The organism is Oceanicaulis sp. (genome assembly GCF_051859625.1).
Lineage (GTDB): Bacteria > Pseudomonadota > Alphaproteobacteria > Caulobacterales > Maricaulaceae > Oceanicaulis.
The window spans coordinates 787,076-810,662 of sequence record NZ_JBHYFH010000001.1; the positions used below are offsets into that span (position 1 = coordinate 787,076).

Genomic DNA, 23,587 nt, shown 5'->3' on the forward strand with positions numbered 1-23,587 from the left:
ATCAGACCCGTTTTTCGCCCGAGATGATCTGGGCGCGGATCTCCGCGGTCAGCGGCACATATTCCCCCGCATCGGGGTCATCAAAGTACACCGGTTCCGGGATGACATCCGGGTCCCAGCCCTGCTTGACCAGATCGGTCTTCTTCAATTTGAAGGTGCCGGTGGTGTTTTCGTCCTGAGTGCCTTTGGTGAGGCGAATAAAGAGCGGGCGTGCAAAATGCGGCAGCTCCTTGGTCACATGCGCATGCAGAGACTTGAGATCCAGCCCGTCTTCAGCCACCAGAGCGACCATCCCGGCCTTACCCGAATAATCAGCTACTTCCACGCCATAGACATTGGCCTGAACGACTTTCTCGTGCGTGCCGAACACTTCCGCGACTTCATTGGTGGAGACGTTTTCCGACTTCCAGCGGAAGGTGTCGCCCACCCGGTCGACGAAGTAGAAATAGCCCTGCGCGTCGCGCTTCATCAGATCGCCGGTGCGGAAATAGACATCGCCGTCATCAAAAACGTCGCGCAGGATCTTCTTCTTCGTGGCTTCTTCATCCCCATAGCCGTCAAAGCGATAGCGCGCGTCATCGGCGCGAATCTCGCCAATCGCCTCGCCGACTTCGCCAGGCTTGCACTCGATGCAATGACCGTTGGCGTCCCGGACCGGGGCTTCCTCGTCCATGTCGAACTGGACAAGCTTGATATTGAAACGCTTGGACAGATGCGGCGGGACACGACCGATCGCGCCTTGCTTTGAGTCCAGATTGATCAGGCCCACATTGCCTTCCGTCGCACCATAAAACTCCATGATCCGCGGAATGCCGGACCGCTCCACAAAGCGCGGCCAGACATCCGGACGCAGACCATTGCCGATGGCGATGCGAATTTTGTGTTTCTTTTCCCATTCATTGGGTTCGGTCGCGACCAGGAAGCGGCACAGTTCGCCCACATACATCAGCATGGTCGCGCCGGTTTCGGTGGCGTCCTGCCAGAAGCGCGTGGCGGAGAATTTCTTGCGCACGATCACCGCGCCGCCAAAAGACAGCGCCGCGCCAACCCCGCACAGACCACCGGTGGCGTGATACATGGGCAGCACCATCATCATCCGGTCGTCCTTGCTGGCATGGCCGGAGACGCCGAAGACCTGCAGGTAATACAGCGCACGCGTATGCGCCACGATCGCCGCCTTGGGCAGGCCGGTCGTCCCCGACGTATACATTTTCATGCACGGATCTTTGGCGGTGTACTGGGCGCGATGGGAGCGATCCGGACGCACATCGGACTGGCCGGACAGGGCCGCATCGAAATCCTTGCCGCCGGGCGCCTTGGCCTGGGCGCCGTCGCTGACCCAGGGCGTCATCGCGCAGTCGATCAGTTTGCAAGCGCTTTCATACGCTTCGGCCATGTCGCCTTCGACGATCACATGATTGGCGCCCGACACATTGATGCAATGGGCCAGCGAGTGCCCTGTGATCTGGTTGTTGAGAAGCGCGGCCATGATGCCGACCTTGGACAGGCCGTACCAGATCGCCACATATTCCCAGCGATTGGCCATGTAGAGCGCAACCGTATCACCCGGCTTCAGGCCCTGGGCCAGCGCCCAATAGGCGACCCGGTTCGCATAGCGGTCAAACTGGGCGTAACTGATCTCGACGCCGCTCTCAGTGATGAAGGCCGTGCGCTGCTGGTGCTTGTCGACGCTGTCTTCAAACAGGTCCGGGGTCAGATAGTCAGAATCCGGAGTGATTTTCTTCAAGGCGCCCAACATGCGCGCCAATTGCGTCGTATAAAACCACTCGCGACGGATCGCCGACCATAAGCCCATAGCACTGTCCTCCCTCGTAGCCGCACGTTTGGCGGCTTTGTTGGGGCGACAGTACGGCTGCAAAACGTCCGGTCAAGTTCAGCTCGGCAGGTGAGGGGCGCATTTTTCAACCGCGAATGCGTTGCAGTGCAGCACTATTGGGAATATGACCGGATAAATCACTGAGTCAGATTCAATAAACGCACCATAGTGCTCCGAACAATTGAATGGGTCTAAAATCATGAATTGGGGAAAAGAGCTCAGAGCTTTCCGCCAACGCACCGGTCTGAAACAGGAGGCTGCAGCTCATCTGCTCGGCGTCAGCCAAGCCTATGTCTCGAGACTGGAAAACTCTACGGCGTCGCCATCCACACAATTGGAAACCAAACTCGAGCGCCTGCTGCAGGAGCCTGAACACAGGCCGCTGTTTGAACACTTTCGCACCACGATCAGCCATTCGCCGCACCTGATCAGCATGCTCGCTGAGATCGACGGCAAGGTCCATGTGGACACGGTCAGTGAAGCGCTGCGCGATCATGGAGCACCTTTCCATCTCCTCACCCCCGGTGAAGTTCTTGAATCCAAGAACTCGGACGTGATCGAGATCCTTGACGCCTTTTTGGACCTCGGCGCCTTCTCCGGTCGTATCGCCTCCATGCAGGTGACCTGGACGTATGATTACGAAGGTGAACCGGTGTCTCACTGGCGCACAACCGAAATCCCCGTGCGCGATGATGCCGGCCGCTGGTATCTGCATGGCGCGCACGTGCAGATCACCGCAGAAGAAAAACAACAGCTTCTGAAAGACTGGGGCGGTCCCATCAAGGTGCGCACCTTCGCCGATGACGAGGCGGACGATGCGCCTAGCGCCGCCAACGACACCGCAGCGGCCTGACCCCTCCCACTCTGCATGCAAAACAGCCCGGACCTTGCGGTCCGGGCTGTTTTGTATTCAGCAGCGCCCAAAGCGCTAGAAGGCTTCATCCGAGCTGCCGGTGTCTCCGGTATCGCTCAGCGAAAGCTCGTGCCACATGGCGTTGAGAATGGCGAAGGTGCAGGCCAGCCCCAAACCCAGGACCCAGGTAAAATACCACATTGCTTGTCTCTCCTCGGACTCAGTAATAATCGCCTTTGGCGACCGCCTCGGTGGTCACCCGCCCCCACATCACCTTGAACGCCCAGGCGGTGTAGGCCAGCACGATCGGCAACAAGACGGCGGTTACAATCAGCATCACGAACAAGGTCGTATGGCTGGACGATGCGTTCCAGACCGTCAGCGAGGCGTTGGGATCCACGCTGGACGGCAGGATGAACGGGAACATCGACAAGCCCACTGTCGAGATGATGCCCACCACTGACAGCTTGGAGCCGATAAAGGTCAGCGCCTCGGAGTTGGAGCGCAGTCCGAACAGCGCCAAAGCCGCCCCGCCAAAGCCGAGCACGGGCGCGATCACCATCCACGGATACCGGCCGTAATTGGACAACCAGGCGCCGCTTTCACGCACCGTATCAGTGAATCTCGGGTTCGAAGGCCCGTCAGCGGCGACCGTATTGGTGACCTGATAGCCCAGATCCCCAAACGCCACCCAGGCGCCCGCCAGAGCAAACAGAACGATTGAGGCGAACGCGAAAATCGGCGCATAAGCGCGCGCCCGATCCCGGACGACGCCGTATTCCGTCTTCATCGACAACCAGGCCGCCCCATGCAGGAACAGCATGGTCACGCTCAACAGACCACACAACAGGGCGAAGGGGTTGAGCAGCCCGAAGAACGATCCGTCCCAGAAAATGCGCATGTCGTCATTCATCCGGAACGGCGCGCCGACCAGCACATTGCCCACCGCGACGCCGAAGATCAGCGCCGGCACGAAACCGCCTGTGAACAGCGCCCAGTCCCAGAAGCGGCGCCAGCGCGGATCCTCTCGCTTGGAGCGGTATTTGAACGCCACAGGCCGCAGGATCAGCGACGCCAGCACGACGAACATCGCCAGATAGAACGATGAGAAAGAGACGGCGTAGACCAGCGGCCAGGCGGCGAAAATGGCGCCGCCCCCCAGGATCAGCCAGACCTGATTGCCTTCCCAGGTCGGCCCGACGGTATTGATCGCCAGCCGGCGCTCGGCGTCTGTGCGGGCGACAAAGGGCAAGAGCCCCGCCACACCCAGATCAAAGCCGTCCGTGATCGCGAAACCGATCAGCAGAACGCCCAGAAGCGCCCACCAGATCACACGCAAGAGTTCATATGACAGAGGAATTTCCATGATCCATCCTCCCTATTCGGCCGGCAGCGGGGCGAACCCGCCTTCAGGCTTGTGGGATGCGCCGCGTGACGGGCCGTCGGGATACGGACCCTTGCGGACATATTTTATCATCAAGGTGACTTCCACGACCGCCAGCGCGCCATAGAGCGCGGTGAAACCGACGATCGTCGTTATCATTTGCGCGGGGTTCAGGCTCGAAACGCCTTCAAAGGTCGGCAGAACGCCTTCGATGATCCAGGGCTGACGGCCATATTCCGCCAACAACCAGCCCAATTCCGCAGCCACCCAAGGCAGCGGCAGAGAGACCAGCGCCAATTTCAGGAACCAGCGGGTTTCATGCTTTCGCAACGAGCTGAGCACAAAGGCCGTCCCGAACAGGGCGATGAAGTAAAAGCCCAAGCCCGCCATGAAGCGGAAGCTCCAGAACATCACCGCCACATTCGGCACCGTGTCCATCGCCGCTTGCGCGATCAGGTCCGGCCCCGCATCGCGCGGGTCAGCCACATAGCGCCGCAACAGCATCGCGTAGCCCAGATCATCCCGAGCGCTGTCAAACTGCGCCTGGGCGTCTGCATTCTCCGGGTCCTCACGCAATTGCATCATGGCGTCGTAAGCGAGGACGCCGTTCTCGATGCGGGTTTCCGCATGCTCGACCAGCGGCAGAATGCCTTCAACCTGGCCATCCAGAGAGCGGGTGGAGATCAGCCCCAGCACCCAAGGGATGCTGATGGCGTGCTCGGTCTCATGAGTTTCACGATTGGGAAAACCCACCAGCGTCAAGGGGGCCGGAGCGGGTTCGGTGTGCCACATGGCCTCAAGCGCCGCGAGCTTCATTTTCTGGTTGTCGGTCAGCGCGTAACCGCTCTCATCACCCAGCACCACAACTGACAAGGCGCTCGCCAGACCAAACGCGGCGGCGACCGTCATCGAGCGCTTGGCGAAGCCCACAAAACGGCGGTTGAGCAAGAAGAACGCTGAAATGGCCAGAACGAACAGGGCGCCCGTGACATAACCGGCGGACACGGTGTGAACGAACTTCGCCTGCGCGACCGGATTGAACAGCACCGCCATGAAGTCGGTGACTTCCATACGCATGGTCTCGGGATTGAATTCAGAGCCCACCGGGTTCTGCATCCAGCCATTGGCGATCAGAATCCACAGCGCCGAAAGATTGGTGCCCAGCGCCATCAGCCAGGTGGCGGCCAGGTGCCCCCGCTTGCTCATCCTGTCCCAGCCAAAGAAGAACAAGCCCACCAATGTGGCTTCCAGGAAGAAGGCCATCAGGCCCTCGATCGCCAGCGGCGCCCCGAAAATATCGCCCACATAGTGCGAGTAGTACGACCAGTTCATGCCGAACTGGAATTCCATGGTGATGCCGGTGGACACGCCCAGCACAAAGTTGATGCCGAACAGCGTGCCCCAGAACTTCGTCATGTCCCGCCAGACCTGCCGGCCTGTCATCACATAAACGCTCTCCATGATGGCGAGTATGATGGACAGCCCAAGCGTGAGCGGTACAAAGAGGAAGTGATACATCGCGGTCAGCGCAAACTGCCACCGCGATAGCTCCACAACGGTCATGTCGACCATTTCACTCTCCAATGCTTTAAAAGCAGTCGTTAAATGAGTACGCCCGAAAGCGCATTGGCCGCCTTTATCAGGCAGAAACGTTAGTTTGTATCGTCTGCAAGGTGTCGCATGGGACGAGGCGCCGCAGTCAAAACCGGGCAAGGGCGTGTATGTCGCAGGCCATGAGCACTTCTGAATTGTCAGCCGACGCCGAAAAAGCCGCCAGCAAAGCCCGCAAGGCCGAGCTCGGCGCCTTGCTGAAAGCATGGGGCGAGTCCGCGACCGCTTTGACCCGTCAAAGCATGGTCTTCGGCGCGGCCCAGTACGCGGTCTTTGTCGGCTTCGCCTGGGGCGCTGCCTGGGCGGTCAGCGCCCTGGTCAATAACGACTCAATCTGGCCCGGTCTGATCCTGGCTTTGGCATGTGCAGGCCTACGGGCGGCCTGTCAGGCCGCTGAAACCCGCACCGGCGTCGAAGCCAGCCTGAAAGTGCGCCAGACCGTGCGCGCCCTGGCGGCCAGAAAGCTCGCAGCCCTTGGGCCGGGCTATACGGAACGCTTTGATTCGGGGGAGACCACCTCCGCGCTGATTGACGCCGTGGACAAGCTTGATGGCTATTATGGCCGCTATCGCCCTTTGATGGGCGTGGTCATGGCCGGTCCCTTGATCATCATGGCGGCGGCGTTCAGCGCCAGCTATATCGTCGGCCTGATTTTCCTGATCACCGCGCCCTTGCTGATTGTCTTCATGGCGCTGGTGGGCGCGGGCGCAGCGGCGGCGTCCAAGGACCAGCTCACGACGCTGCAACGTCTGGCGGGACGGTTCAACGACCGTCTGCGCGCCCTGGAAACCCTGAACGCCTTCAACGCGGTGGAACGCGAGCGCGACGGCCTGGCCCAGGCGTCCGAAGATTTTCGCCGACGCACGATGAAAGTGCTGGCGATGGCGTTTCTGTCGTCTGGCGTGCTGGAGTTTTTTGCGGCGCTCTCAGTTGCAGGGTCCGCGATCTATATCGGGTTTTCGCTGCTGGGCGAGATGCCGTTCAGCACGGGCGAAACCATCACGCTTCAGACCGGACTGTTCTGTCTGATCCTGGCGCCGGAATTTTACATGCCCTTGCGGCGCTTGTCGGCGGCCTATCACGACCGGGCTGACGCGGAAGCCGGGGCGGAAGCACTCGCTCCGTTCATGACTGACGCTGAGGGGGACAGCGAAAGCCAGCCCACACAGCAGACCCTTCCCCCCGCGACCGCCGCCGCAAAACCTAAAGGCACGCCGCCCGCAATCAGATTTGTCCAGGCTGGCTCTGTCTATCCCGATGGTCGCTTGGGGCTCGCCCCGCTCAGCTTTGAAGCGCCAGCGGGTAAAATCACCGCCCTGTGGGGACCGTCCGGTGTCGGAAAGTCCACGGCGTTGAAACTCCTGATGGGCTATGCGCCGCATACAGATGGCCAGGTTTTTGTGGATGGCGATGAACTCAAAGCGCCGCTGATCGGACAGGCCGCCTGGATCGCGCAGCGCCCCCATGTGTTTTTCGGAAGCCTGATTGACAATATCAGCCTGTTTGATCGCTCACTGCCTGTCGAACGCGTCCAAAGCGCGGCAGACACCGCCGGGGTCATGGATTTCGCCGCCAGCTTTCCTGACGGACTTCATACCCAGGTCGGTGATCAGGGTTACGGCCTGTCCGGTGGCCAGGCGCAAAGGCTGGCGCTGGCGCGCGCCTGGGCGGTGGATATGAAAATTGTGCTGCTGGATGAACCCACAGCCCATCTGGACGGCGAAGCGGAAGCGCGCTTCCTCGCCGCGCTCAAGCGTATCAGTGAAGGCCGCACCGTGATCATCGCCACCCACAGCCCCGCCGTACGCGATGCCGCAGATCAGGTGATCATGCTGGAGACCGAGGGCGCATCATGAAGGATCTCCGCTTCTTTCTCGCCCTGGCGCGCCCGGACCGTTGGTGGCTCAGACTGGGCGCCGCTCTGTCCGCTCTGACGCTCTTGGCCGGCATCGGTCTGCTCTCGTTATCAGGCTGGTTCATCACCGCTTCGGCGGTCGCGGGACTGGCGGGCGCCGGTCGGGCTTTCAATTACCTGTTCGCCTCCGGCGGTGTCCGCGGCTTCGCATTGGGCCGCACAGTCGGACGCTATGCCGAACGCATGGTCACCCATGAGGCGACCTTCAGGATTCTGTCGCGCCTGCGTCTTTGGGTGTTTGAAACCGCTGCTCCGCTGGCTCCAGCCCGTCTGGGCCGTATTCGCGGCGGGGATTTGCTCTCTCGCGTCACCCAGGATGTGGACGCGCTGGACGCGCTGTATCTGCGCTTTGTCACGCCGGTCACGGCCGCGCTCGCGGGCGCCTTGTTCACGAGTGTCTTGTTGGCGTTTCTGGCGCCGGCGGCGCTGCCGGGGGTCTTGGGCGTGTTCGTTCTGGCGAGCGTGGTCTTGCCGCTGCGCGTCGCGAAGACTGCAGGCAAGGCCGGCGAAGCCCTGACGCACAACGCCAGCACGATGCGCGCCGACGCCGGGGATTTGGTCTCCGGGCTGGCGGAGCTGAAAGCCTATGGGGCCGAGCAGCGCATCATCGCCCATCTCGAACAGTCCAACGCCAAATGTGTCGCCGCCCAGCGCGACATCGCGCGGATTTCCATGTTCAACAGCGCGCTCCTTGCACTGTCCGCACCCGCCAGCTTCGTGCTCGGCTTCGGCCTGGCGGCGGCGTCAGGCGCCGCAGCGCCTGTCTCGGCATTGGCGGGCTTTGTCGCCTTTGCGCTCTTTGAAGCCGCCGCGCCCTTGGTTCAGGCCGCAGAGCTTTACGGCAAGACCACGGCCTCCGCCCGGCGGCTGAAGGCGCTGACGGAAATCTCCCCCGCCGTCACCGATCCTGTCACGCCCGCCCCCCTGCCCGAACGCTGGGATATCGCCTTGGAGGGCGTGAATTTCAGCTATCCTGATACCGACACGCCCGTGCTGCGCGACGCCCGTCTGAGCCTGCCCGAAGGCGGTCGGCTGGCGCTCGTTGGCGCCTCGGGCGCCGGCAAATCCAGCCTGATCAAACTCCTGATGCGCTTTTACGCGCCGCAATCAGGCGAGATCCGCTTGGGCGGCGCAGCGCTTGATGCACTGGCCATTTCAGACACGCGCAGCCGCTTTGCGCTGGTTGATCAACGCGCAGAGCTGCTGTCGACCACCATTCGCGCCAATTTGCGCCTGGCGAATCCAGAGGCGAGCGAAGACGAACTCTGGCATGCGCTTGAACGGGCGCGCGCGGCGGATTTCGTGCGCAAGCTTCCAGACGGGCTGACAAGCTGGACGGGCGAGCTGGGCGGTCTGGTGTCCGGCGGGCAGGCGCGCCGGATCGCTTTGGCGCGCGCCTTCGTCAAGAACGCACCGGTGCTCTTGCTCGACGAACCCACAGAAGGGCTCGACGCGGGCACGGAAACCGACTTCCTGAACGCGCTGGATGACTGGCTGGATGAGGATGCGCGCCGTAGCGCGCTAATCGTCACCCATCGCGCACGGCTGCTGGAGCGGGCCTATCAGGTCGCCGTTCTGGATCAAGGCGAGATCGCCGCAGAGGGACCCGTTCAAAGCGTGAGACAGTCGAGCCCGGTGTTCAGACGGCTCTTCCCCAACGCCTAGGGTGGAGGCGGCAGAGGAGGCGGATCGGGACGGTCGCCATTGCCGACGCCGGGGTCAACTACGACACGTTCGCCAGTCTGCTGATTTCGCAGAACGATCTGATAGCGGTACGTGAAAAAGCACTGGCATTTATCGTAAACAACGACACTCTGCCGGCCTTCATCACCGAAGCGGACCTCAAAGTCAGTGCCTTCCGGCATCACGGCGATGCCGTCCCAGGTCTCGCCGTCCAGCTCAAAGCGCTCGAATTCCCAACCGTCAGTCATGACGACAAAGATCATGTCCGTGGGAAAATCGATGAAGAAATTGCCGTCTCGCTCACCCACATAAGCGCTGTAGGTCTGAACGAGCTCTCCGTCGACGTCCTTGATAGACGGGTCGACGTAAACTGCGATGTGGCGAACGTCGCGCCCTGTGAATCCCAGCGCCTTGACCCGCTCAACCTGTTTTTGCACGCCGCTCATGTCAGCCCCCTCGAGATAGCGCAGCCTCGGCGGTGTTCGCCTGATCAATCTCTGACCAGAACGCCAAGAACGAGCGACGAGCGTAGCCCTTCTCCTGTAAAGACTGTCTTACCTCAAGTGCCCGGCTGACATCGCCCAGGCTCCACGCGATACGGGCTTCAAGTTCATCTGAATACATCGGACGCGGCGTGCTCATCAGGCCCAGCTGATTCAAGGCGGAACGATACATCATGTTCGCCTCATCCAACTGCCCCAAAGCGTTCAGGGCTTCGGCTCGCACATAATAGGCTTGCGCCAGATAAGGGCGCGCCGTTTCAAAACCAGCCGCCACAGATTGCTCGCCCGTACTGACGGCCTGGGTCGCGTCGAGCACAGCTGAATCGTATGACCGCGCTTGTAGGGCGAGCGTCGCCGACAGGGTCAATGATGCGGACCGGCTCAGGTAACGGCCGTCATTTTCACCGTTTTCATTCGTCCGCGCCGCCAGGCGACGCGCCTCCCCGATCAGCAATTGCGCCCGTATCAGGTCATCGCGCATCAGGGCGACCTGCGCCCGCTGGAAAATCAATCCCACATAAAAACGCGCGTACCGGTCATTGTCAGGCGACGCAGCATACAGCGCGCTGGCTCTGTCCAGAGCCTGATCCAGCAACTGAGCGCCATCATCGTCTTCGCCCATGTCCGTCGCAAGACTTGCGATCTCTGATTGCGTATGGGCGATCCTGAACAGCGTCCGGGAATCGCCAGGCGACTGGGCAAGCTGTTCTTCATACAGCGCCAGTTGATGCTCCCGGCTGCTACGAGCTTCGGCGATATCGCCCATTTCGCGCCGTGCGTCCGCAAGCCACCCCAAAGCGTTGCCGAGGTCCGCCACCTGCACCACGCCCTCTTGGACCAGCCCGTCTCCAAACCGCTCAGCCGCCTGCGAAAACAGGTCCGCAGCGGATGGAGCGTCGCCGCTCTCCAGTTCGATGACCCCAAGGTTTAACGCCGCATACCCCCGTTCAGCCTGATAACTGGGATTGTCCGGTTCGCGCTCCATCAACAGGTCCGCCATCTGTGCGTACATGTCGAAATAGCGCTCGGCTGTCATCAGATCGCCGCTGCGATAGGCCTGGTTGCCGACCCAGTACGCGGACTGCGCATGGTCATAGACGCGTTGCATGTTGCCGGGCGCCCGGTCCAGAAGCGCCTGGGTCAGCCCATAGGCGGCCGTGAACGCTTCCCGGGCGCCCGCTGGATCCCCATGCACGTCACGCGCCTCGCCAATCAGATTGAACAGGCGCGCGCGACGCCCCAGCTCATCATCAGACAGGCCGGCCGCGGACGCCGTCAGATAGGTCTCGGTCAGGTCGTCCGCCAGACGAATCAAGGTCTCGCGCCGCGCCGTATTGGGCAGATGTTGCGTGATGTCCGTCAGAAGGCGGCTTGAAAACGCCTTGGCGGCCTCCGCCTCGTCCTGATAGGCGCTGATCTGGTCAGCTTGCCAGACGCTGACGCCCAGCATCAATGTGCAGGCCGCCGCAAGCCCGGTGGCGAGCGGCCGGCGCACGACAGAACCGACCGCGCTGCGCACAAGCGTAGCAGACGGATCCGTGCTGCATTCATGCGCAATATCGTCGGCCAGATGCTCAAGGCTCATCGTATCATTATAGAGCGCACCGATGACCGGCGGTCGCGGCAAGGTCCAGAACGCGCCATTGCTGCGTCGCTCCGCCCGGAGCGCCATGGGCAGCACGGGCCGCTCGCTTTCCAGCCCGACCACATGGACATGGTGCATGCCGTTGGACCAGACAAAATCTTCCAGAAAATTATTGAGCGGCTGGCATTTCAACGACGCCGGCGAGCACAGAACGATGAGGCGCGCCTTTTTCTCGGCGACACCGACCTCTGCCGCCATGACGACGCGCACACCCCTGTCGAGCAAGGCCTGTCGCAAGCTCTGCGCGGACGCTTCGTCGGCGCTTGCGGCGGCGATGATCACCAAGGGCTGCTTACTGGCGTTCAATGATCCACGTCCTGAAAAATGAAATGGCCTCAAGCCCATTTGTATAGACTCTTGGTCAGTTGATAAGCGGCAGGATTAACAGGTGCTTGCACAACGCCTGTCAGGTATTGTCCAGCATTATCACCTATCAGGGGAATTTGCGCCAGCCCCCAGATTATCCACACTCGACGCCAAGGTGTTGAATTAATATAGCGAATTGAATTATCCGAAACATTTTCAAGACTTTGACTGAGGATTGAAAAATCATCTGTCAGGGCATTTAAGCCCTCGCAAACACTTCATCTTTTGCTGTGGAAAGGTGGAAATTCGACATCGCGCCCACTCTGGTCGTTCCAGGACTGTGCCGGGAGAGAGTGGTACGGGCGGTCGGACTCGAACCGACAAGGGCTTGCGCCCGGGGGATTTTGAGTCCCCTGCGTCTACCAATTCCGCCACGCCCGCACGCATGTCGACGCAAGCGCTGTATATGCCTTGAATTTTCCGCCTGGTCGACCCCGGTTTTCAGTTCCTCTGGCGTCGCCGGTTTCGGCGCGATCCGCCGCTGAGCTGGATAGACGATCAGCCTTCCGCCGACTAAGACAGACACGCTTCTCCTCCCCAAAGGTGACACATCATGGTGCAATTCCAGCAGGATGAAACCGGCTCCCAGGACACCGGCCAATCGCAGCCGCTCAGCCTGACGGCGGCGCTGGCGCGAATCGCACACGCCGCTCCCGATGAAGGGCTGACGCTGGGCGCGTTCAGCGACGCCCTGGGCGAACGGGTTTTTGGCGCCTTGCTGTTTGCGCTCGCCATTCCGGTCTGCATGCCCTTTCTCTACGGCGTCCCGCAAATCGTCGCCCTGCCCATGATGGCCATCGCCATGCAAATGGCGGGCGGGCGTGCACATCCCTGGATGCCGAAGAGCTTTCGCAACCGTCAGCTGGACAAGCCCGGCCTGACTCGCATCGCGACCTGGTCGCGCAAATGGTTCGGATGGCTGGAAGCGCTGGCCCGTCCCCGGTTGAGTTTTTTGTCGGGCCCTATGGCTGAACGGTTTGTGGGCGGGGTCTTCGTGATCTTCTGCGCCTCCATTCTCATCCCTCTTCCCGCCACCAACACCACGCCAGGCATCGCCATCGCCATCGCCTCCATCGGCCTGATCACCCGCGACGGGCTGCTGGTCCTGGCGGGATTGGTGCTGGGCGTGGTCTGGATCAGCCTTCTGATCATCGGCTTCACATTTTTTGGAGCGGCGTTTCTTGATATGCTGAAGACCTTCATACTCGGGATGTTCGGCGCCGGCGGCTGACACTGCGTCGCCCTGTCGCTCAGCTGATCGCTCGCCCCGCCCCTCCCCGTGTTCTAGGTTTGCATCCATGACAGCGCTTCAAACACTCGCCGATCGATGGACCCGTCCGGATCAATGGCCGCTCATCGGCGCGCTGGTCTCCGCCGCCTTGCTGGCTGGCGCCTTCGGTTTTGAAGTCATCGGCCGGTATCCCCCCTGTCCGCTCTGCATCGAGCAACGCTGGGCGCATGCCTATCTTCTGGCGGCGGGGCTCATCACGTTCGCCGCACTTCACGTTCTGAAACCCGCCAATGCGCTGTTCGCCCGCGCCGCCAGCGCGCTCATCGCGGTCCTGGCCGGGTTCAGCGCCTGGGTGGCGGGCTATCATGCGGGTGGCGAATACGGCTTCTGGACGCTGTCATGCCAAGCGGGCGATACGACCTCGCTGAGCGTGGACGCCCTGTTGAGCTCGCTGAACACGCCGACCAATGTCGTCCTGTGTGACGAGCCGGCCTGGACCCTTCTGGGCGTGTCCATGGCAGGCTATAATGTGTTGATCAGCGCCCTGGTGATGCTGATCTCGATCCTTGTGGTGTTCCGCAAACCGTATCGGAGCGTGTGATGTCTCGCCCGCAATCTCGAAAAACCATCCGCCGCCCCGGCCGCAAGGCCGACGCCGACCGCATTGAATCCATGGTGCGCGTCGATCATGCGGGCGAGTATGCCGCGGTGGCGATCTATCAGGGCCAGCGCGCGGTCTTCAAAGGCCGCCCGGACAAGGCCCGCATCGCCAGCCAGCTGGTGCACATGGAAGCGGACGAGCAGCATCATTTGCAGGCGTTCGACAATCATATCCGGGACGGCAAGGCGCGCCCGACCCTGCTGGCGCCCATCGCCAATCTGGCGGGTTTCGCGCTCGGCGCCGGAACCGCGCTTCTGGGCGAAAAAGCCGCCCACGCCTGCACCGAAGCGGTCGAGGCGGTCATTGAAGGTCATTACGACGAACAGGTTCAGGAACTGCGCCTCGCCGGTCAGGATGAACTGGCGGACCAGTTCGCCCAGTTCCGCGATGAAGAAACCGCGCACAAGGATCTCGCCGTGGAGGAAGGCGCGAAAGACGCCGCCGGCTATCCCGCCTTGTCGGCGCTGATCTCCACGGGCTGCCTGACCGCCATCGCCCTGTGCAAGCGGATCTAGCGTTCGAGGGCCTTCAGACGCTCCACCGCCGCCATCTTGTCGATAGCCGCCTTCACATAGACATCCAGCGCTGCGCCGTCTGAATAATCCGCATCCGCGGCGATATGAACGCGGCGCTCCGCCTTGAGTTTGGCGGTCTTCAGCGCCCCCTCGGCATCGTCTGCAGGATGGACCGCGATCGACACGCCGCCCTGTTCCTTCACCGTGCGCATACAGGGCACATCGGTGTCTCCATCACCCACATAGATCATGTTGCGGAAGGGAACGGGGCGATCATCCTCGGGGATGTAGGCGTTGACCTCTTTATGATCGGACAGGTTCAGCGCGCCCTTGTTGATGCGGAAGAGGAACTGGGTCTTGTTGGTGTAATTGACCGCCGACGCCGCCCATTCGGGCACATCATTCTTGTCGTATTTGAACTCGCTGGCGAAGATCGCGTCGAATTCGCCGCCTATGGCGCTCGCGGCGATCATCTCCTTGAGGCCCGATGAGATGATGTAGTGCTGGACGCGCACGCCACGCTCGGCGCCATAATCCCGCAGGCGCTGGAACCAGCCGTCGGCCACGCCGGGAAAGAAGCTGACAGACTGCCCATGCCGTTCAATATCCTCGCGCCGGAAGCGCACTTCCTCCCGCTGGGCCGCTTTGACCATCTCGTGCATGTAGATGAGGATATTGTCCGCGCCCAGATCGGCGGCGCGTCCGTTTACACGCGCCCAGAACGCGTCTTTGTCCTCACCAATTTCGGGGATGAAGGAATGCTCCTGCATCGATCCGGGGCTCAGCGTGCCGTCGAAATCATAGGCGATGGCGATGGTGGGCGTTGCGGTCATAACAACTGTGTCCAGTGCTGAGGGCGTCAGAATCGGGCTGATCCTATCCCCGCTCGCCCTCGACTTCACCGCCTAAAGCCATGCTTGCGCATCCAATTGAGAGCTGAGCGGCATCTCTCCCCGCAACTTAGACTCATAGACACACGGGGACGCTTCATGACCACTCGCCTTCTTCTCGCCGGCCTGCTTGCGAGCGGGCTCTCTACAACCGCTCTGGCGCAATCGGAACCGCCGGTCGAACGACCCGCCAGCATTGACGCCCTGATTGAAGAGGCGTTGACGCTCTACCCGTCCGCCGGGCTGGCCATCATTCGCATCGAAGATGGTGAACGCGCATGGGCGGCCTATGGCGGCGAACAGGGACCGGGCGTTCCCGTCACCGAAGACACGCTCTTCAATACGGCTTCGATCGCCAAGACGCTGACGGCGGAGCTGACCTTGCGGTTGGCGGCCGCAGGTGAAATCAGTCTCGATGAACCGATCTCCAGTGAGTACGTCCATCCCGATCTGGCCGATGATCCGCGCCATGAGCGTCTGACCCCGGCGATCATCCTGTCTCACCAGACGGGCCTGAAGAACTGGGCCTATCAGTATGACGATGACCGGCTCGCCTTCACCTATGATCCGGGGACCGGGTATTCGTACTCGGGCGCAGCCTATGAAATGCTGGCAGAATTTCTGGCCCGGCGCATGGACACACCCTTTGAAGACCTCATGCAGGCCCGGGTGTTCACCCCGCTTCACGCTGAGGCCTATCTGGGCGCAGAGGACGCGCCCCCATCGCAGCTGGCGACGCCCATGGGGCATGACGGCCAATATGGCGAGATCCAGTCTGGTGATTATGCGCCCAGCGCCGCGGACAATCTGTTCGTGACGGCGCAGGACTACACCACCCTGCTGCTGGGGATGATGGCGGCGGAAGCCAACGGCCCGATGGCGGGCGCGCGGGGAACCCAGCAGGTCTCCACCGCCAATGAAGCGCCCTGCATGCTGGAGGATCAGAGCCAGTGCCCGGAAAACGGCCATACGCTGGGCTGGTCCGTGTCGCGCTTTGACGATGCGCACTTCATCTTCCATGGCGGGTCGGACTGGGCGGAGAACGCCCTCGCGCTCTATGACGCCGAGAGCGGGGACGGCTATGTGGTGATGGTCAATGGCGGCAACGGTCTGGGCAGCTTCCTGCACCTGATCTCCGCATTCGATCCCGACAACCAGTTGATCAGCACGCTGATGTCCATGCCGCAAATCCAGGGCGCGCTGTCGCAGATGCGCGCGTCTGAGGAATAAGACAGGTGTCCGGGCGCTGGCTCGACAAGGCAGGCTGGCGCTCAGGCCTCCAGCTCCACATCCCAGTAGAGATAATCGAGCCAGCTTTCGTGCAGGTATTTCGGCGGGAAGCGCCGGCCCTGTGATTGCAGCTGATGCTGGCTGGGTCGGTCCACATCCTTCAAGAGCGGCATCTTGGCTTCGCGCGGCGTACGACCGCCTTTTTTGAGATTACACGGCGCACAGGCGGCGACGATATTCTCCCAGGTGGTGCGGCCGCCATAGGCGCGCGGGGTCACATGATCAAAGGTCAGCTGATCAAGCTTGTCCGCGCCGCAATACTGGCAGCGGAAGCCGTCGCGCAGAAACACGTTGAACCGGGTGAAAGCGGGCGGGCGGTTCTGGCTGACATAATCGCGCAAGGCCACCACTGACGGCGCCCGGATAGAGCGCGAGGGGCTGCGGATCTCTGTGGCGTATTCGGAAACGATGTCCACGCGCTCCAGGAACGCCGCCTTGATGGCGTCCTGCCAGGGCCAGGTGGACAGAGGATAATAGGATAGCGGCTGGAAGTCCGCGTTCAGGACAAGGCATCGAAGATCGGTGGGCGCAGTCTTAAAGACTCGCATAACCGCCCCCGCAATCAAGCGCCGGGCGACGCAGTGTCAGGAGGCGATCCCTCCGGTATGCAAGCGCGGTCTTGAAGACGCGCCTCCCTCTAAGCCTTGGGGCCGCTGCATAAAGCGAATCAACGACCCGATCCTTGAGACGGCCTGAGACTAACCCTGTTCGTGTGACGGCGCCATGACGCTGACTCGACGCTTGTTTGACAACGGCGCCTAGCCGCGCAGGCGCCCTGAAAACGCCGCCTCCATGAAATGCCGCCCCAGCTCCAGCCCGTCCGGGCCGATGGAGTGGGGAATGCCTCTGGAGATATGAAACTGGGCGCCATGCCCAGCCTCGGCAAGTCCCTGGGCCGCCATCAAGGTCATGCCCACCGGCAGGACATCATCGCTATCGCCATGAATCAGCAGGATCGGCGGCTTGACGGTCATTTCAGATTTCAGCCGCTCCGGCCCCGGCAGGGCGCCGGAATACCCGATCACCCCTGCGGGCGCGACCTCGCGCCGGAGCGCGGTGTGAAGCGCCATCATCGTGCCTTGGGAAAACCCGATCAGGACGAGGTTTTCCGGCGCCACCTCCCAGCGGTTCAGCTCGGAACGGACAAACTGTTCCGCCGTGGCGTGGGCCGAGCGCACGCCCTGTTCCATGAGCGCCGGATCAAGACGCGAGATCGGGAACCATTGATACCCGCCCGGCGCGCCGGGCACGGGTTCGGGCGCATCGGGCGACGCCCAGGCCACGTCCGGAAAATGCGGCGCCCAGTGCTGGGCGAGACCTGCGAGATCTGCGCCATTGGAGCCATAGCCATGAAACAGGATGACCAGCTTCTTCGCCTGCCCGGATTTGGGCGCGATGCGCGGACCGTCGATCAAGATCATGGAATGCGTCCCTCTGATGTATACTGCGCGATCATAGAGCGCTGACCGGGCAGGAAAACCCCAAGCCTCGCACTCAGATCAGCGCAGTGATATCAGAAGCTCATGAGCGCTTTCCTGACCCGTTTCGCCCCCTCGCCCACCGGCTTCCTGCATCTGGGCCACGCCTTCTCGGCGCTGACGGTGTTCGATGCTGCGAAAGCGGCAGGCGGGAGGTGTCTGTTGCGGATCGAGGATATCGACACCACGCGCTGCAAGCCCGAATACGAGGCGGCGGTTCTGGAAGACCTGCGCTGGCTGGGCTGTGACTGGCCCGAGCCCGTGCGCCGGCAGAGCGAGCATTTCGCCGAATATCAGTCCGCCCTTGAGCAGCTTCACTCAAAAGGCCTTGTCTATCGCTGCTTCAAGACGCGGCGGGAAATCGCCGAGGACATCGCCCGCGCCCCGCACCATCCCGGCGAAGGCCCCGAAGGCGTGATCTATCCCGGCCCGTCTGAGCCGATGAGCACGGAGGAAGAAGCCGAGCGTCTGGAGGCGGGCGACGCTTTCTCCTGGCGGCTCTCCATCACCGCTTGCCGCGATCATCTTGGCGCGGACTTTGACCGTCTGACATTCACCGAAACCGGCGAAGGCCCGGACGGCGAAACCGGAGAAGTGCGCGCCCGACCTGAAACGCTGGGCGATGTGATATTGGGGCGCAAGGATGTGGGGACGAGCTATCATCTCGCCTGCACCCATGATGATGCGCTGCAGGGCGTGACCCATGTGATCCGCGGCCTGGATCTGTATTTCGCCACCCACCTTCATCGCCTGCTGCAAGAGCTGATGGGCTGGCCGGTCCCGGTCTATCGCCATCACCGGCTGATGCTCGATGAAAACGGCAAGCGCTTCGCCAAGCGTGACCAGTCCCTGACCCTGCGCGCTTTGCGAGAGGCGGGGGAGACGCCGGACAGCCTGCGCAAACGGGTGGGGCTTTAACCGCCCGTCTGGCGTTTTCGCACCACGAACAGCGTCAGCGCGATGACGTTGAACACCGCCGCCATCACGAACGGCGCGCCCGGGAACACCACCCCGCCCACCCCTTGCTGGAAGGCGAAAAAGAGCTGGGTGTAGATCAGCGGGCTGAGGATCAAAACGATCGCGCCGAGGCCGGACAATCCGCCCTGCAGCTCGCCTTGAGCGTCCGGCGGCGTGCGCTCGGTCATCACCTTCTGAAGCGCCGGCCCCTCCATCCCTGTGAACAGGGCGGGCAGAAGCCACAGATACAGCACCCAAGGCGTCGGCGCGGTCGCGAGGCCGATCAGGGCGACGGCCTCCAGGGCGAAGGCGATCCAGATGACCCGTCGCTCGCCGATCCGGGGCATCAGGAAGGGCGTGACCACGGCCTGACAGACCACGAACAGCACGCCATAGGCCACCAGAGAGACGCCGATCTCGCCTTCCGTCCAGCCAAACTTGGCGATGCCCACATAGGCCCAGACCGCCGGGTACACAAAGCCTGCCAGCTGAGACAGGAAATAGACCCACACCAGCACGCCGAGCCCCTCGGCGCGGCGCAAGCGCATCAGCGTGGCGATGGGGTTTGACCGTTTCCAAGAGAAAGAACGACGGCTTTCAGGTTTGAGCGATTCTGGCACCACGAACCAGCCATAGAGGGCGTTGATCCCGGCCAGCGCCGCCGCCGCAAAGAAAGGCGCGCGGGGGCTCAGTTCACCCAGCAAACCACCGAGCCCCGGCCCCAATACGAAGCCCGCCCCCATGGCCGCGCCCAGAAGCCCGAAACGGCGCGCGCGCTGTTCCGGCGTGGAGATGTCGGCGATATAGGCGTTGGCGGTGGAATGGGTGGCGGCGAAAACGCCCGACAGCAAGCGCGCGATGAAGAACACCACAAGGGCGTGCGCCAACCCCATCAGCAGGAAATCGACCATCAGGGCGGTGAGCGATAACAAGAGCACCGGACGTCGCCCGAACCGGTCTGACAATCCGCCGATGATCGGCGAGAACACGAACTGCATCAGCGCGAACACAAAGGTCGCCAGCCCGCCCCAGCGCGCCGCCTCACCCACGCCGCCGCCCGTCAGCTCCATCAGAAGCGTCGGCAGGACGGGAATGATCAGCGCAAAGCCCAGCGCATCAATCGCCACGGTCCCCGTGATGAAAACGGTGGCGGCGGCGCGGGGAGCAGATTTTGCAGGCGAAGATGCGTCAGAAGTCATGGCGCATCTTTGCGCTCAGCCCAACGCCGGAGCAAGCGACGGTTTTTCGAAACTCAGTCCGCCCCGGACATGCGGTAGAGCCCGGTCGCGTCATCGTGAACCAGAGCGGGCGAGCGGATCTGCGAGGGCAGCTCCAGCGGACGGCCGTTCTCGGCATAGTCACGCACCTTATCGGCCAGTGCGGTGTCTGCGTGCTCGGCGATCCAGGCATAAAACCGCGACACATCCGGACGCTCCTCACCGGTCTCACGCGCCTCGCGCGCCAGATCCCGCATCAGATCGTCCAAACCCAGCGCCCCGTCCGTCCGGCTTTCCAGCGCCTCGTTCAGAATGACCGCGATCAGTTCGCCGCGCGTATAGCTCATCATGGCGCGCTCATCATTGACGGCCCAGAGCGCGGCCATCTCGTCATTGGTGAGGTCGCGATGCTCCGCTTCGCGATAGGCGTTGATCGCATTGTTCAGGGTCTCGGCGTATTTGGCGTCATCATACAATCCGGACCGCCAGGCCGTTTCGCGGGCATAGTAATTGGTGAAGCCTTCCACGAACCAGCGCGTGCGGTGCACGTCCTCGCCTTCGCCGAGATAGAACAGCACGCCATTCCAGTTGTGGAAGTATTCGTGCGCGACAACGTCCTGCAGGCTGGGATGGATCCAGGCGCCATCCGACCCCAGGGATAGATCCGGGCTGAAATAGAGCGCAAAGGCGTTGGTGATCGCGGTGCCGCCCAGCGCGAAGCCGTTCTCCACCGCCTCGCCGGCCGCCCCATAGGCGATGAAATACCAGTCCCCGGCGTCTGCAGCGCCATCAAACAAAGTGCGGGTTTCAACAAGAGCCGGTTCGATCAGGTCCAGCAGCGCCTCTGGCGATTGCGGCGTGCCCGGCATCGGCAAGGCGCCCAGCTGCGCGCCATCGCCCAGCGTATGAATCACCCCGCCCGGCCCCGCCGCAAACAGGCTTTCACGCAACCGCATCTGGCCCAGCTCGCCGGTTTGCTCCGCTTCGCCCGGCCCGAAGGGCGAAAAGGCTTGCCAGCTCTGCGCCTCGGCGCCGGTCCAGCGCGTGGAGACCGTGATCGCCTCCGCTTCGTCATACACGATATGGGTCGGCAAAAAGACCGAGATGCCGGTGTAGAACGCCACGCCATCGGGGCCGACGACGGGCTGGTATTTATCCACGTCCGACAAAGCTCCCGCCCCCTGCATCAGCGCGTAAGACAGCGTAATGCGATCAGTCGGGGCATGGGTGACGGTGACGGTCAGGGCTTCAGGGTCAAACACCGCCTCGCAGGGCTGGTCGCACCGGGCCTCGAAACCGGAGAACCAGGCCGCCTCAGGGAAGGTGAAGCCGAAATCGCGATCAAGATCGAGCACGCTCTCACCTGACGCCGCGCCTTCAAATTCCAGCGCTACGCCCAGGGCTTGCGGACTGGACACATCCAGCGACAGCGCGAGATCAGGCGCGTCAGCCCCTGCCCCGGCATCAGTCCCGGCCGGGGCGCAAGCGCCCGCCAGCATGGCGAGCGCCATCACCGCCACATGAATACGAGTCATCGGCTCCCCCCAGCTCTTTGATCGTCAGTCTTCGCGGGTCACGCCCAGCACGTCTTCAAGGAATTCGGCCTGTCGGCGGTAATAGAACAGCTGGTTGGACAGCTTGCGCCAGCCATGCCCCTCATCAGGGATGCGGATGAAATCGGCCCGCACGCCGTTCTCTCGCAGGGTGCGCACCATCACCTCGGTCTCGGCGATATCGATACGCGGATCCATGACGCCGTGTGAATAAAGCACGGGCACATTGATCTGGTCCGCCTGCCGGATGGGGGAGTTCTCGGTGTAGTAATCGCGCCAGCGCTGCTCGGTGATGTCGCCATATTCAATCCGGTCAGACGCCTTCAGCCCAGGCGAGGCGATATCGAGCGCCGTCACCCAGTCCGCCACGCCATAAAGCGCGGCGCCGGCCGCGAAATGACCGGGGAAGTTCGCCAGCACCGCATTCACGGCATAGCCGCCGTATGAGCCGCCCACGACGGCGGCGCGGTCCGCGTCAACACGGCCGTCCTCGGCCAGCCAGTTGAGCATGTCGACCAGATCCGCGATGGATTCCAGACGATTTTCGCGATCATCCAGCGTCACATAGGTATGACCAAAGCCCGTGGAGCCGCGCACATTGGGCTCAAACACCGCCATGCCCCGATCCACATGATACTGGACCACCGCATCAAAAGTGGGACGGGATTGCGCGGTCGGGCCGCCATGGACGAAAAAGACCACCGGCGGCAGTCCGTCGCTGGGCCGTGAACTGTCATCGGGCAGATACAGAAGGCCCTGCAGCTCCACCCCGTCGCGCGCGGTGATGCGCACATCCTCAGGACGGACCAGTCGATCCGCGTCCAGTCCCGCCATGGACGCCGAGAAGGTGTCGAAGACCTCGCCGGTTTGCATGTCCCAAAGTTGAAACCCGCCCGGCGTGCGCCACCCGTTCACATTGATCAGGATGCGGCTGGACTGATCAGTACAGCTGACGCCATAAACGCCCTCGGCCAGAGCCGGGGTTTCAAGGCGCTCACCGCTTGCCAGATCCTTGGCGTGCAGACGCGAATAGCCGCCTTCATTGACGGTCCAGACCAGATAGCGGTCGTCCGCACCGCACAGATCCACGCTTTCAATGTCATGGTCCGCCGTCTCGATGACGCTGAACGAATTGGTCCAGACGTCAAACTTCATCAAGGCGCTGTATTCGCGCTCTCGGTTCGAGACGAGGTAGAAGCTGGAGGAATCGTCCTGCCAGGCGATCGATCCATGCGCAGCCCGCCGTTCAGGCGCCGAGACTGGAGTGAATTCTCCAGTGGCCAGGTTGAGCAAGGCGAGATCATTTGAATCCTCGCCGCGCGATTGGCTGACTGTCACATAGCGGCCATCCGGCGACAGGGCGCCGGGATAGTTCGCGAACGAACCTTCATAGATCATCGCACGATCGCCGGTGGCGAGATTGGCCGCATAAATATCAAAATCGAGATTGTTGCGCGCGGTTGAAGCGAAGACGATGGTTTCTCCGTCCGCCCCGAAATCGCCGAACACGCGGAACGCCCCCGCTTCGGCCGGCAGGATCTGCGCTTCGTTCAGGCCATCTGCGGAAATGCGGTAATAGGCTTCTTGCTCATTGCCGTCATTGTCAGCGCCATAGATCAGGCTCTCGCCGTCCGGCGACCAGCGAAAGAAGGTCACGCCATTGCCATAGGTCAGGCGCGTGGGCTGACCGCCTTCAGCCGGCATGATCCAAAGCTGGGGTTCGCCGGTGATCGACCAGCGAAAAGCCGCTTTTGATCCATCCGGGGAGAGCTGCGCACCGCCAGCTGCGCCATTGGCGGCCAGCAGATAGCGGGCGATGTCCGCAGGATCTTCGCCCGCCAGGCCGATGCCGACCGCTTCATCGGTCGGCGAGATCGCTTCAAGGCTTTCATCATAGCCCGACTGACCACCTGCAGTCTGGGCCCATCCAGGCAAGCTGACCGAGATGGCGGCCGCGCCCGCCAGCACACCAACAAGCAAACGCGACATCTTCATAAT

Annotated in this window: 20 protein-coding genes and 1 tRNA gene; 8 read left to right on the plus strand and 13 right to left on the minus strand. The window is 62.2% G+C overall.

Features of this window, described 5'->3' with window-relative positions:
• Window position 1: 1 nt before the first annotated feature.
• Window positions 2-1,816, minus strand: coding sequence for a long-chain-acyl-CoA synthetase (locus ACTIGF_RS03745; RefSeq protein ID WP_439635594.1), 1,815 nt, complete (start codon window positions 1,814-1,816; stop codon window positions 2-4).
• Window positions 1,817-2,036: 220 nt separating this feature from the next.
• On the opposite strand from ACTIGF_RS03745, the gene ACTIGF_RS03750 reads away from it, so the two are divergent.
• The gene (locus ACTIGF_RS03750) at window positions 2,037-2,690 is read left to right on the plus strand and encodes a helix-turn-helix domain-containing protein (protein WP_439635595.1); all 654 of its coding nucleotides are present in this window, start codon (window positions 2,037-2,039) and stop codon (window positions 2,688-2,690) included.
• Window positions 2,691-2,765: 75 nt separating this feature from the next.
• Here ACTIGF_RS03750 and cydX read toward each other — a convergent pair whose 3' ends face one another.
• The 3 genes from cydX to ACTIGF_RS03765 are packed head-to-tail and all read right to left on the minus strand — an operon-like array spanning window position 2,766 to window position 5,646.
• Window positions 2,766-2,891 carry a cytochrome bd-I oxidase subunit CydX gene (gene cydX / locus ACTIGF_RS03755; protein ID WP_375548302.1) on the minus strand — a complete coding sequence of 42 codons (126 nt, stop codon included), beginning with the start codon at window positions 2,889-2,891 and terminating at the stop codon, window positions 2,766-2,768.
• Window positions 2,892-2,910: 19 nt separating this feature from the next.
• On the minus strand, window positions 2,911-4,056 hold the full coding sequence (cydB, locus tag ACTIGF_RS03760; RefSeq protein ID WP_439635596.1) for a cytochrome d ubiquinol oxidase subunit II: 1,146 nt from the start codon (window positions 4,054-4,056) through the stop codon (window positions 2,911-2,913).
• Window positions 4,057-4,068: 12 nt separating this feature from the next.
• Window positions 4,069-5,646 (minus strand): cytochrome ubiquinol oxidase subunit I, encoded by a 1,578-nt coding sequence (locus ACTIGF_RS03765; protein ID WP_439635597.1) that lies wholly within the window; start codon window positions 5,644-5,646, stop codon window positions 4,069-4,071.
• 161 nt (window positions 5,647-5,807) lie between these two features.
• On the opposite strand from ACTIGF_RS03765, the gene cydD reads away from it, so the two are divergent.
• Together cydD and cydC are read left to right on the plus strand one after the other, a co-directional pair.
• Window positions 5,808-7,541, plus strand: coding sequence for a thiol reductant ABC exporter subunit CydD (gene cydD, locus ACTIGF_RS03770; protein WP_439635598.1), 1,734 nt, complete (start codon window positions 5,808-5,810; stop codon window positions 7,539-7,541).
• Window positions 7,538-9,265, plus strand: coding sequence for a thiol reductant ABC exporter subunit CydC (cydC, locus tag ACTIGF_RS03775; RefSeq protein WP_439635599.1), 1,728 nt, complete (start codon window positions 7,538-7,540; stop codon window positions 9,263-9,265). The genes cydD and cydC overlap by 4 nt, the downstream gene beginning before the upstream one ends.
• Here the strand turns inward: cydC and ACTIGF_RS03780 are convergent.
• From ACTIGF_RS03780 to ACTIGF_RS03790, 3 genes are all read right to left on the minus strand, one after another.
• The gene (locus tag ACTIGF_RS03780; protein WP_439635600.1) at window positions 9,262-9,729 is read right to left on the minus strand and encodes a hypothetical protein; all 468 of its coding nucleotides are present in this window, start codon (window positions 9,727-9,729) and stop codon (window positions 9,262-9,264) included. The genes cydC and ACTIGF_RS03780 overlap by 4 nt on opposite strands.
• Before the next feature lies 1 nt (window position 9,730).
• Window positions 9,731-11,737: a hypothetical protein gene (locus ACTIGF_RS03785; protein WP_439635601.1), complete on the minus strand. Its 2,007-nt coding sequence runs from the start codon at window positions 11,735-11,737 to the stop codon at window positions 9,731-9,733.
• A gap of 354 nt (window positions 11,738-12,091) precedes the next feature.
• Window positions 12,092-12,178 (minus strand) — tRNA-Leu (locus ACTIGF_RS03790).
• A 172-nt stretch (window positions 12,179-12,350) separates the two neighbouring features.
• On the opposite strand from ACTIGF_RS03790, the gene ACTIGF_RS03795 reads away from it, so the two are divergent.
• The 3 genes from ACTIGF_RS03795 (at window position 12,351) to ACTIGF_RS03805 (ending at window position 14,204) form a co-directional block, all read left to right on the plus strand.
• Window positions 12,351-13,028 carry an exopolysaccharide biosynthesis protein gene (locus ACTIGF_RS03795; RefSeq protein ID WP_439635602.1) on the plus strand — a complete coding sequence of 226 codons (678 nt, stop codon included), beginning with the start codon at window positions 12,351-12,353 and terminating at the stop codon, window positions 13,026-13,028.
• 67 nt (window positions 13,029-13,095) lie between these two features.
• Entirely contained in the window at window positions 13,096-13,629 is a 534-nt protein-coding gene (locus tag ACTIGF_RS03800; protein WP_439635603.1) for a disulfide bond formation protein B, read from the plus strand.
• Complete coding sequence (locus tag ACTIGF_RS03805) at window positions 13,629-14,204, plus strand: demethoxyubiquinone hydroxylase family protein (RefSeq protein WP_439635604.1); 576 nt, start codon at window positions 13,629-13,631, stop codon at window positions 14,202-14,204. The genes ACTIGF_RS03800 and ACTIGF_RS03805 overlap by 1 nt, the downstream gene beginning before the upstream one ends.
• On the opposite strand, the gene ACTIGF_RS03810 is transcribed toward ACTIGF_RS03805, so the two are convergent.
• Window positions 14,201-15,037 carry an HAD family hydrolase gene (locus ACTIGF_RS03810; RefSeq protein ID WP_439635605.1) on the minus strand — a complete coding sequence of 279 codons (837 nt, stop codon included), beginning with the start codon at window positions 15,035-15,037 and terminating at the stop codon, window positions 14,201-14,203. The genes ACTIGF_RS03805 and ACTIGF_RS03810 overlap by 4 nt on opposite strands.
• Before the next feature lie 156 nt (window positions 15,038-15,193).
• Here ACTIGF_RS03810 and ACTIGF_RS03815 point away from each other — a divergent pair, with 156 nt between their 5' ends.
• Window positions 15,194-16,324: a serine hydrolase domain-containing protein gene (locus ACTIGF_RS03815; RefSeq protein WP_439635606.1), complete on the plus strand. Its 1,131-nt coding sequence runs from the start codon at window positions 15,194-15,196 to the stop codon at window positions 16,322-16,324.
• Window positions 16,325-16,365: 41 nt separating this feature from the next.
• Here the strand turns inward: ACTIGF_RS03815 and ACTIGF_RS03820 are convergent, their stop codons facing one another.
• Window positions 16,366-16,932: an HNH endonuclease gene (locus ACTIGF_RS03820; RefSeq protein ID WP_439635607.1), complete on the minus strand. Its 567-nt coding sequence runs from the start codon at window positions 16,930-16,932 to the stop codon at window positions 16,366-16,368.
• Window positions 16,933-17,142: 210 nt separating this feature from the next.
• Window positions 17,143-17,805, minus strand: a complete 663-nt coding sequence (locus ACTIGF_RS03825) for an alpha/beta hydrolase (RefSeq protein ID WP_273145182.1) — start codon at window positions 17,803-17,805, stop codon at window positions 17,143-17,145.
• A 102-nt stretch (window positions 17,806-17,907) separates the two neighbouring features.
• Here ACTIGF_RS03825 and gluQRS point away from each other — a divergent pair, with 102 nt between their 5' ends.
• Entirely contained in the window at window positions 17,908-18,780 is an 873-nt protein-coding gene (gene gluQRS / locus ACTIGF_RS03830; RefSeq protein ID WP_439635608.1) for a tRNA glutamyl-Q(34) synthetase GluQRS, read from the plus strand.
• Here gluQRS and ACTIGF_RS03835 read toward each other — a convergent pair.
• From ACTIGF_RS03835 to ACTIGF_RS03845, 3 genes are read right to left on the minus strand one after another with little or no spacing between them, the layout of a single operon-like run.
• The gene (locus tag ACTIGF_RS03835) at window positions 18,777-20,018 is read right to left on the minus strand and encodes a TCR/Tet family MFS transporter (RefSeq protein ID WP_439635609.1); all 1,242 of its coding nucleotides are present in this window, start codon (window positions 20,016-20,018) and stop codon (window positions 18,777-18,779) included. The genes gluQRS and ACTIGF_RS03835 overlap by 4 nt on opposite strands.
• A 53-nt stretch (window positions 20,019-20,071) precedes the next feature.
• Window positions 20,072-21,571 carry a M61 family metallopeptidase gene (locus ACTIGF_RS03840; protein ID WP_439635610.1) on the minus strand — a complete coding sequence of 500 codons (1,500 nt, stop codon included), beginning with the start codon at window positions 21,569-21,571 and terminating at the stop codon, window positions 20,072-20,074.
• Between the two features lie 24 nt (window positions 21,572-21,595).
• On the minus strand, window positions 21,596-23,578 hold the full coding sequence (locus ACTIGF_RS03845) for a S9 family peptidase (protein ID WP_439635611.1): 1,983 nt from the start codon (window positions 23,576-23,578) through the stop codon (window positions 21,596-21,598).
• Window positions 23,579-23,587 lie beyond the last annotated feature (9 nt).

Coding starts and splice junctions, on each gene's coding strand:
- gluQRS (WP_439635608.1), top strand. CDS start 17,908: ATGAGCGCTTTCCTGACCCGTTTCGCCCCCTCGCCCACCGGCTTCCTG.
- ACTIGF_RS03780 (WP_439635600.1), bottom strand. CDS start 9,729: ATGAGCGGCGTGCAAAAACAGGTTGAGCGGGTCAAGGCGCTGGGATTC.
- ACTIGF_RS03805 (WP_439635604.1), top strand. CDS start 13,629: ATGTCTCGCCCGCAATCTCGAAAAACCATCCGCCGCCCCGGCCGCAAG.
- ACTIGF_RS03800 (WP_439635603.1), top strand. CDS start 13,096: ATGACAGCGCTTCAAACACTCGCCGATCGATGGACCCGTCCGGATCAA.
- cydX (WP_375548302.1), bottom strand. CDS start 2,891: ATGTGGTATTTTACCTGGGTCCTGGGTTTGGGGCTGGCCTGCACCTTC.
- ACTIGF_RS03795 (WP_439635602.1), top strand. CDS start 12,351: ATGGTGCAATTCCAGCAGGATGAAACCGGCTCCCAGGACACCGGCCAA.
- ACTIGF_RS03845 (WP_439635611.1), bottom strand. CDS start 23,578: ATGTCGCGTTTGCTTGTTGGTGTGCTGGCGGGCGCGGCCGCCATCTCG.
- cydD (WP_439635598.1), top strand. CDS start 5,808: ATGAGCACTTCTGAATTGTCAGCCGACGCCGAAAAAGCCGCCAGCAAA.
- ACTIGF_RS03810 (WP_439635605.1), bottom strand. CDS start 15,037: ATGACCGCAACGCCCACCATCGCCATCGCCTATGATTTCGACGGCACG.
- cydB (WP_439635596.1), bottom strand. CDS start 4,056: ATGGAAATTCCTCTGTCATATGAACTCTTGCGTGTGATCTGGTGGGCG.
- ACTIGF_RS03835 (WP_439635609.1), bottom strand. CDS start 20,018: ATGACTTCTGACGCATCTTCGCCTGCAAAATCTGCTCCCCGCGCCGCC.
- ACTIGF_RS03820 (WP_439635607.1), bottom strand. CDS start 16,932: ATGCGAGTCTTTAAGACTGCGCCCACCGATCTTCGATGCCTTGTCCTG.
- ACTIGF_RS03750 (WP_439635595.1), top strand. CDS start 2,037: ATGAATTGGGGAAAAGAGCTCAGAGCTTTCCGCCAACGCACCGGTCTG.
- cydC (WP_439635599.1), top strand. CDS start 7,538: ATGAAGGATCTCCGCTTCTTTCTCGCCCTGGCGCGCCCGGACCGTTGG.
- ACTIGF_RS03765 (WP_439635597.1), bottom strand. CDS start 5,646: ATGGTCGACATGACCGTTGTGGAGCTATCGCGGTGGCAGTTTGCGCTG.
- ACTIGF_RS03840 (WP_439635610.1), bottom strand. CDS start 21,571: ATGACTCGTATTCATGTGGCGGTGATGGCGCTCGCCATGCTGGCGGGC.
- ACTIGF_RS03745 (WP_439635594.1), bottom strand. CDS start 1,816: ATGGGCTTATGGTCGGCGATCCGTCGCGAGTGGTTTTATACGACGCAA.
- ACTIGF_RS03815 (WP_439635606.1), top strand. CDS start 15,194: ATGACCACTCGCCTTCTTCTCGCCGGCCTGCTTGCGAGCGGGCTCTCT.
- ACTIGF_RS03825 (WP_273145182.1), bottom strand. CDS start 17,805: ATGATCTTGATCGACGGTCCGCGCATCGCGCCCAAATCCGGGCAGGCG.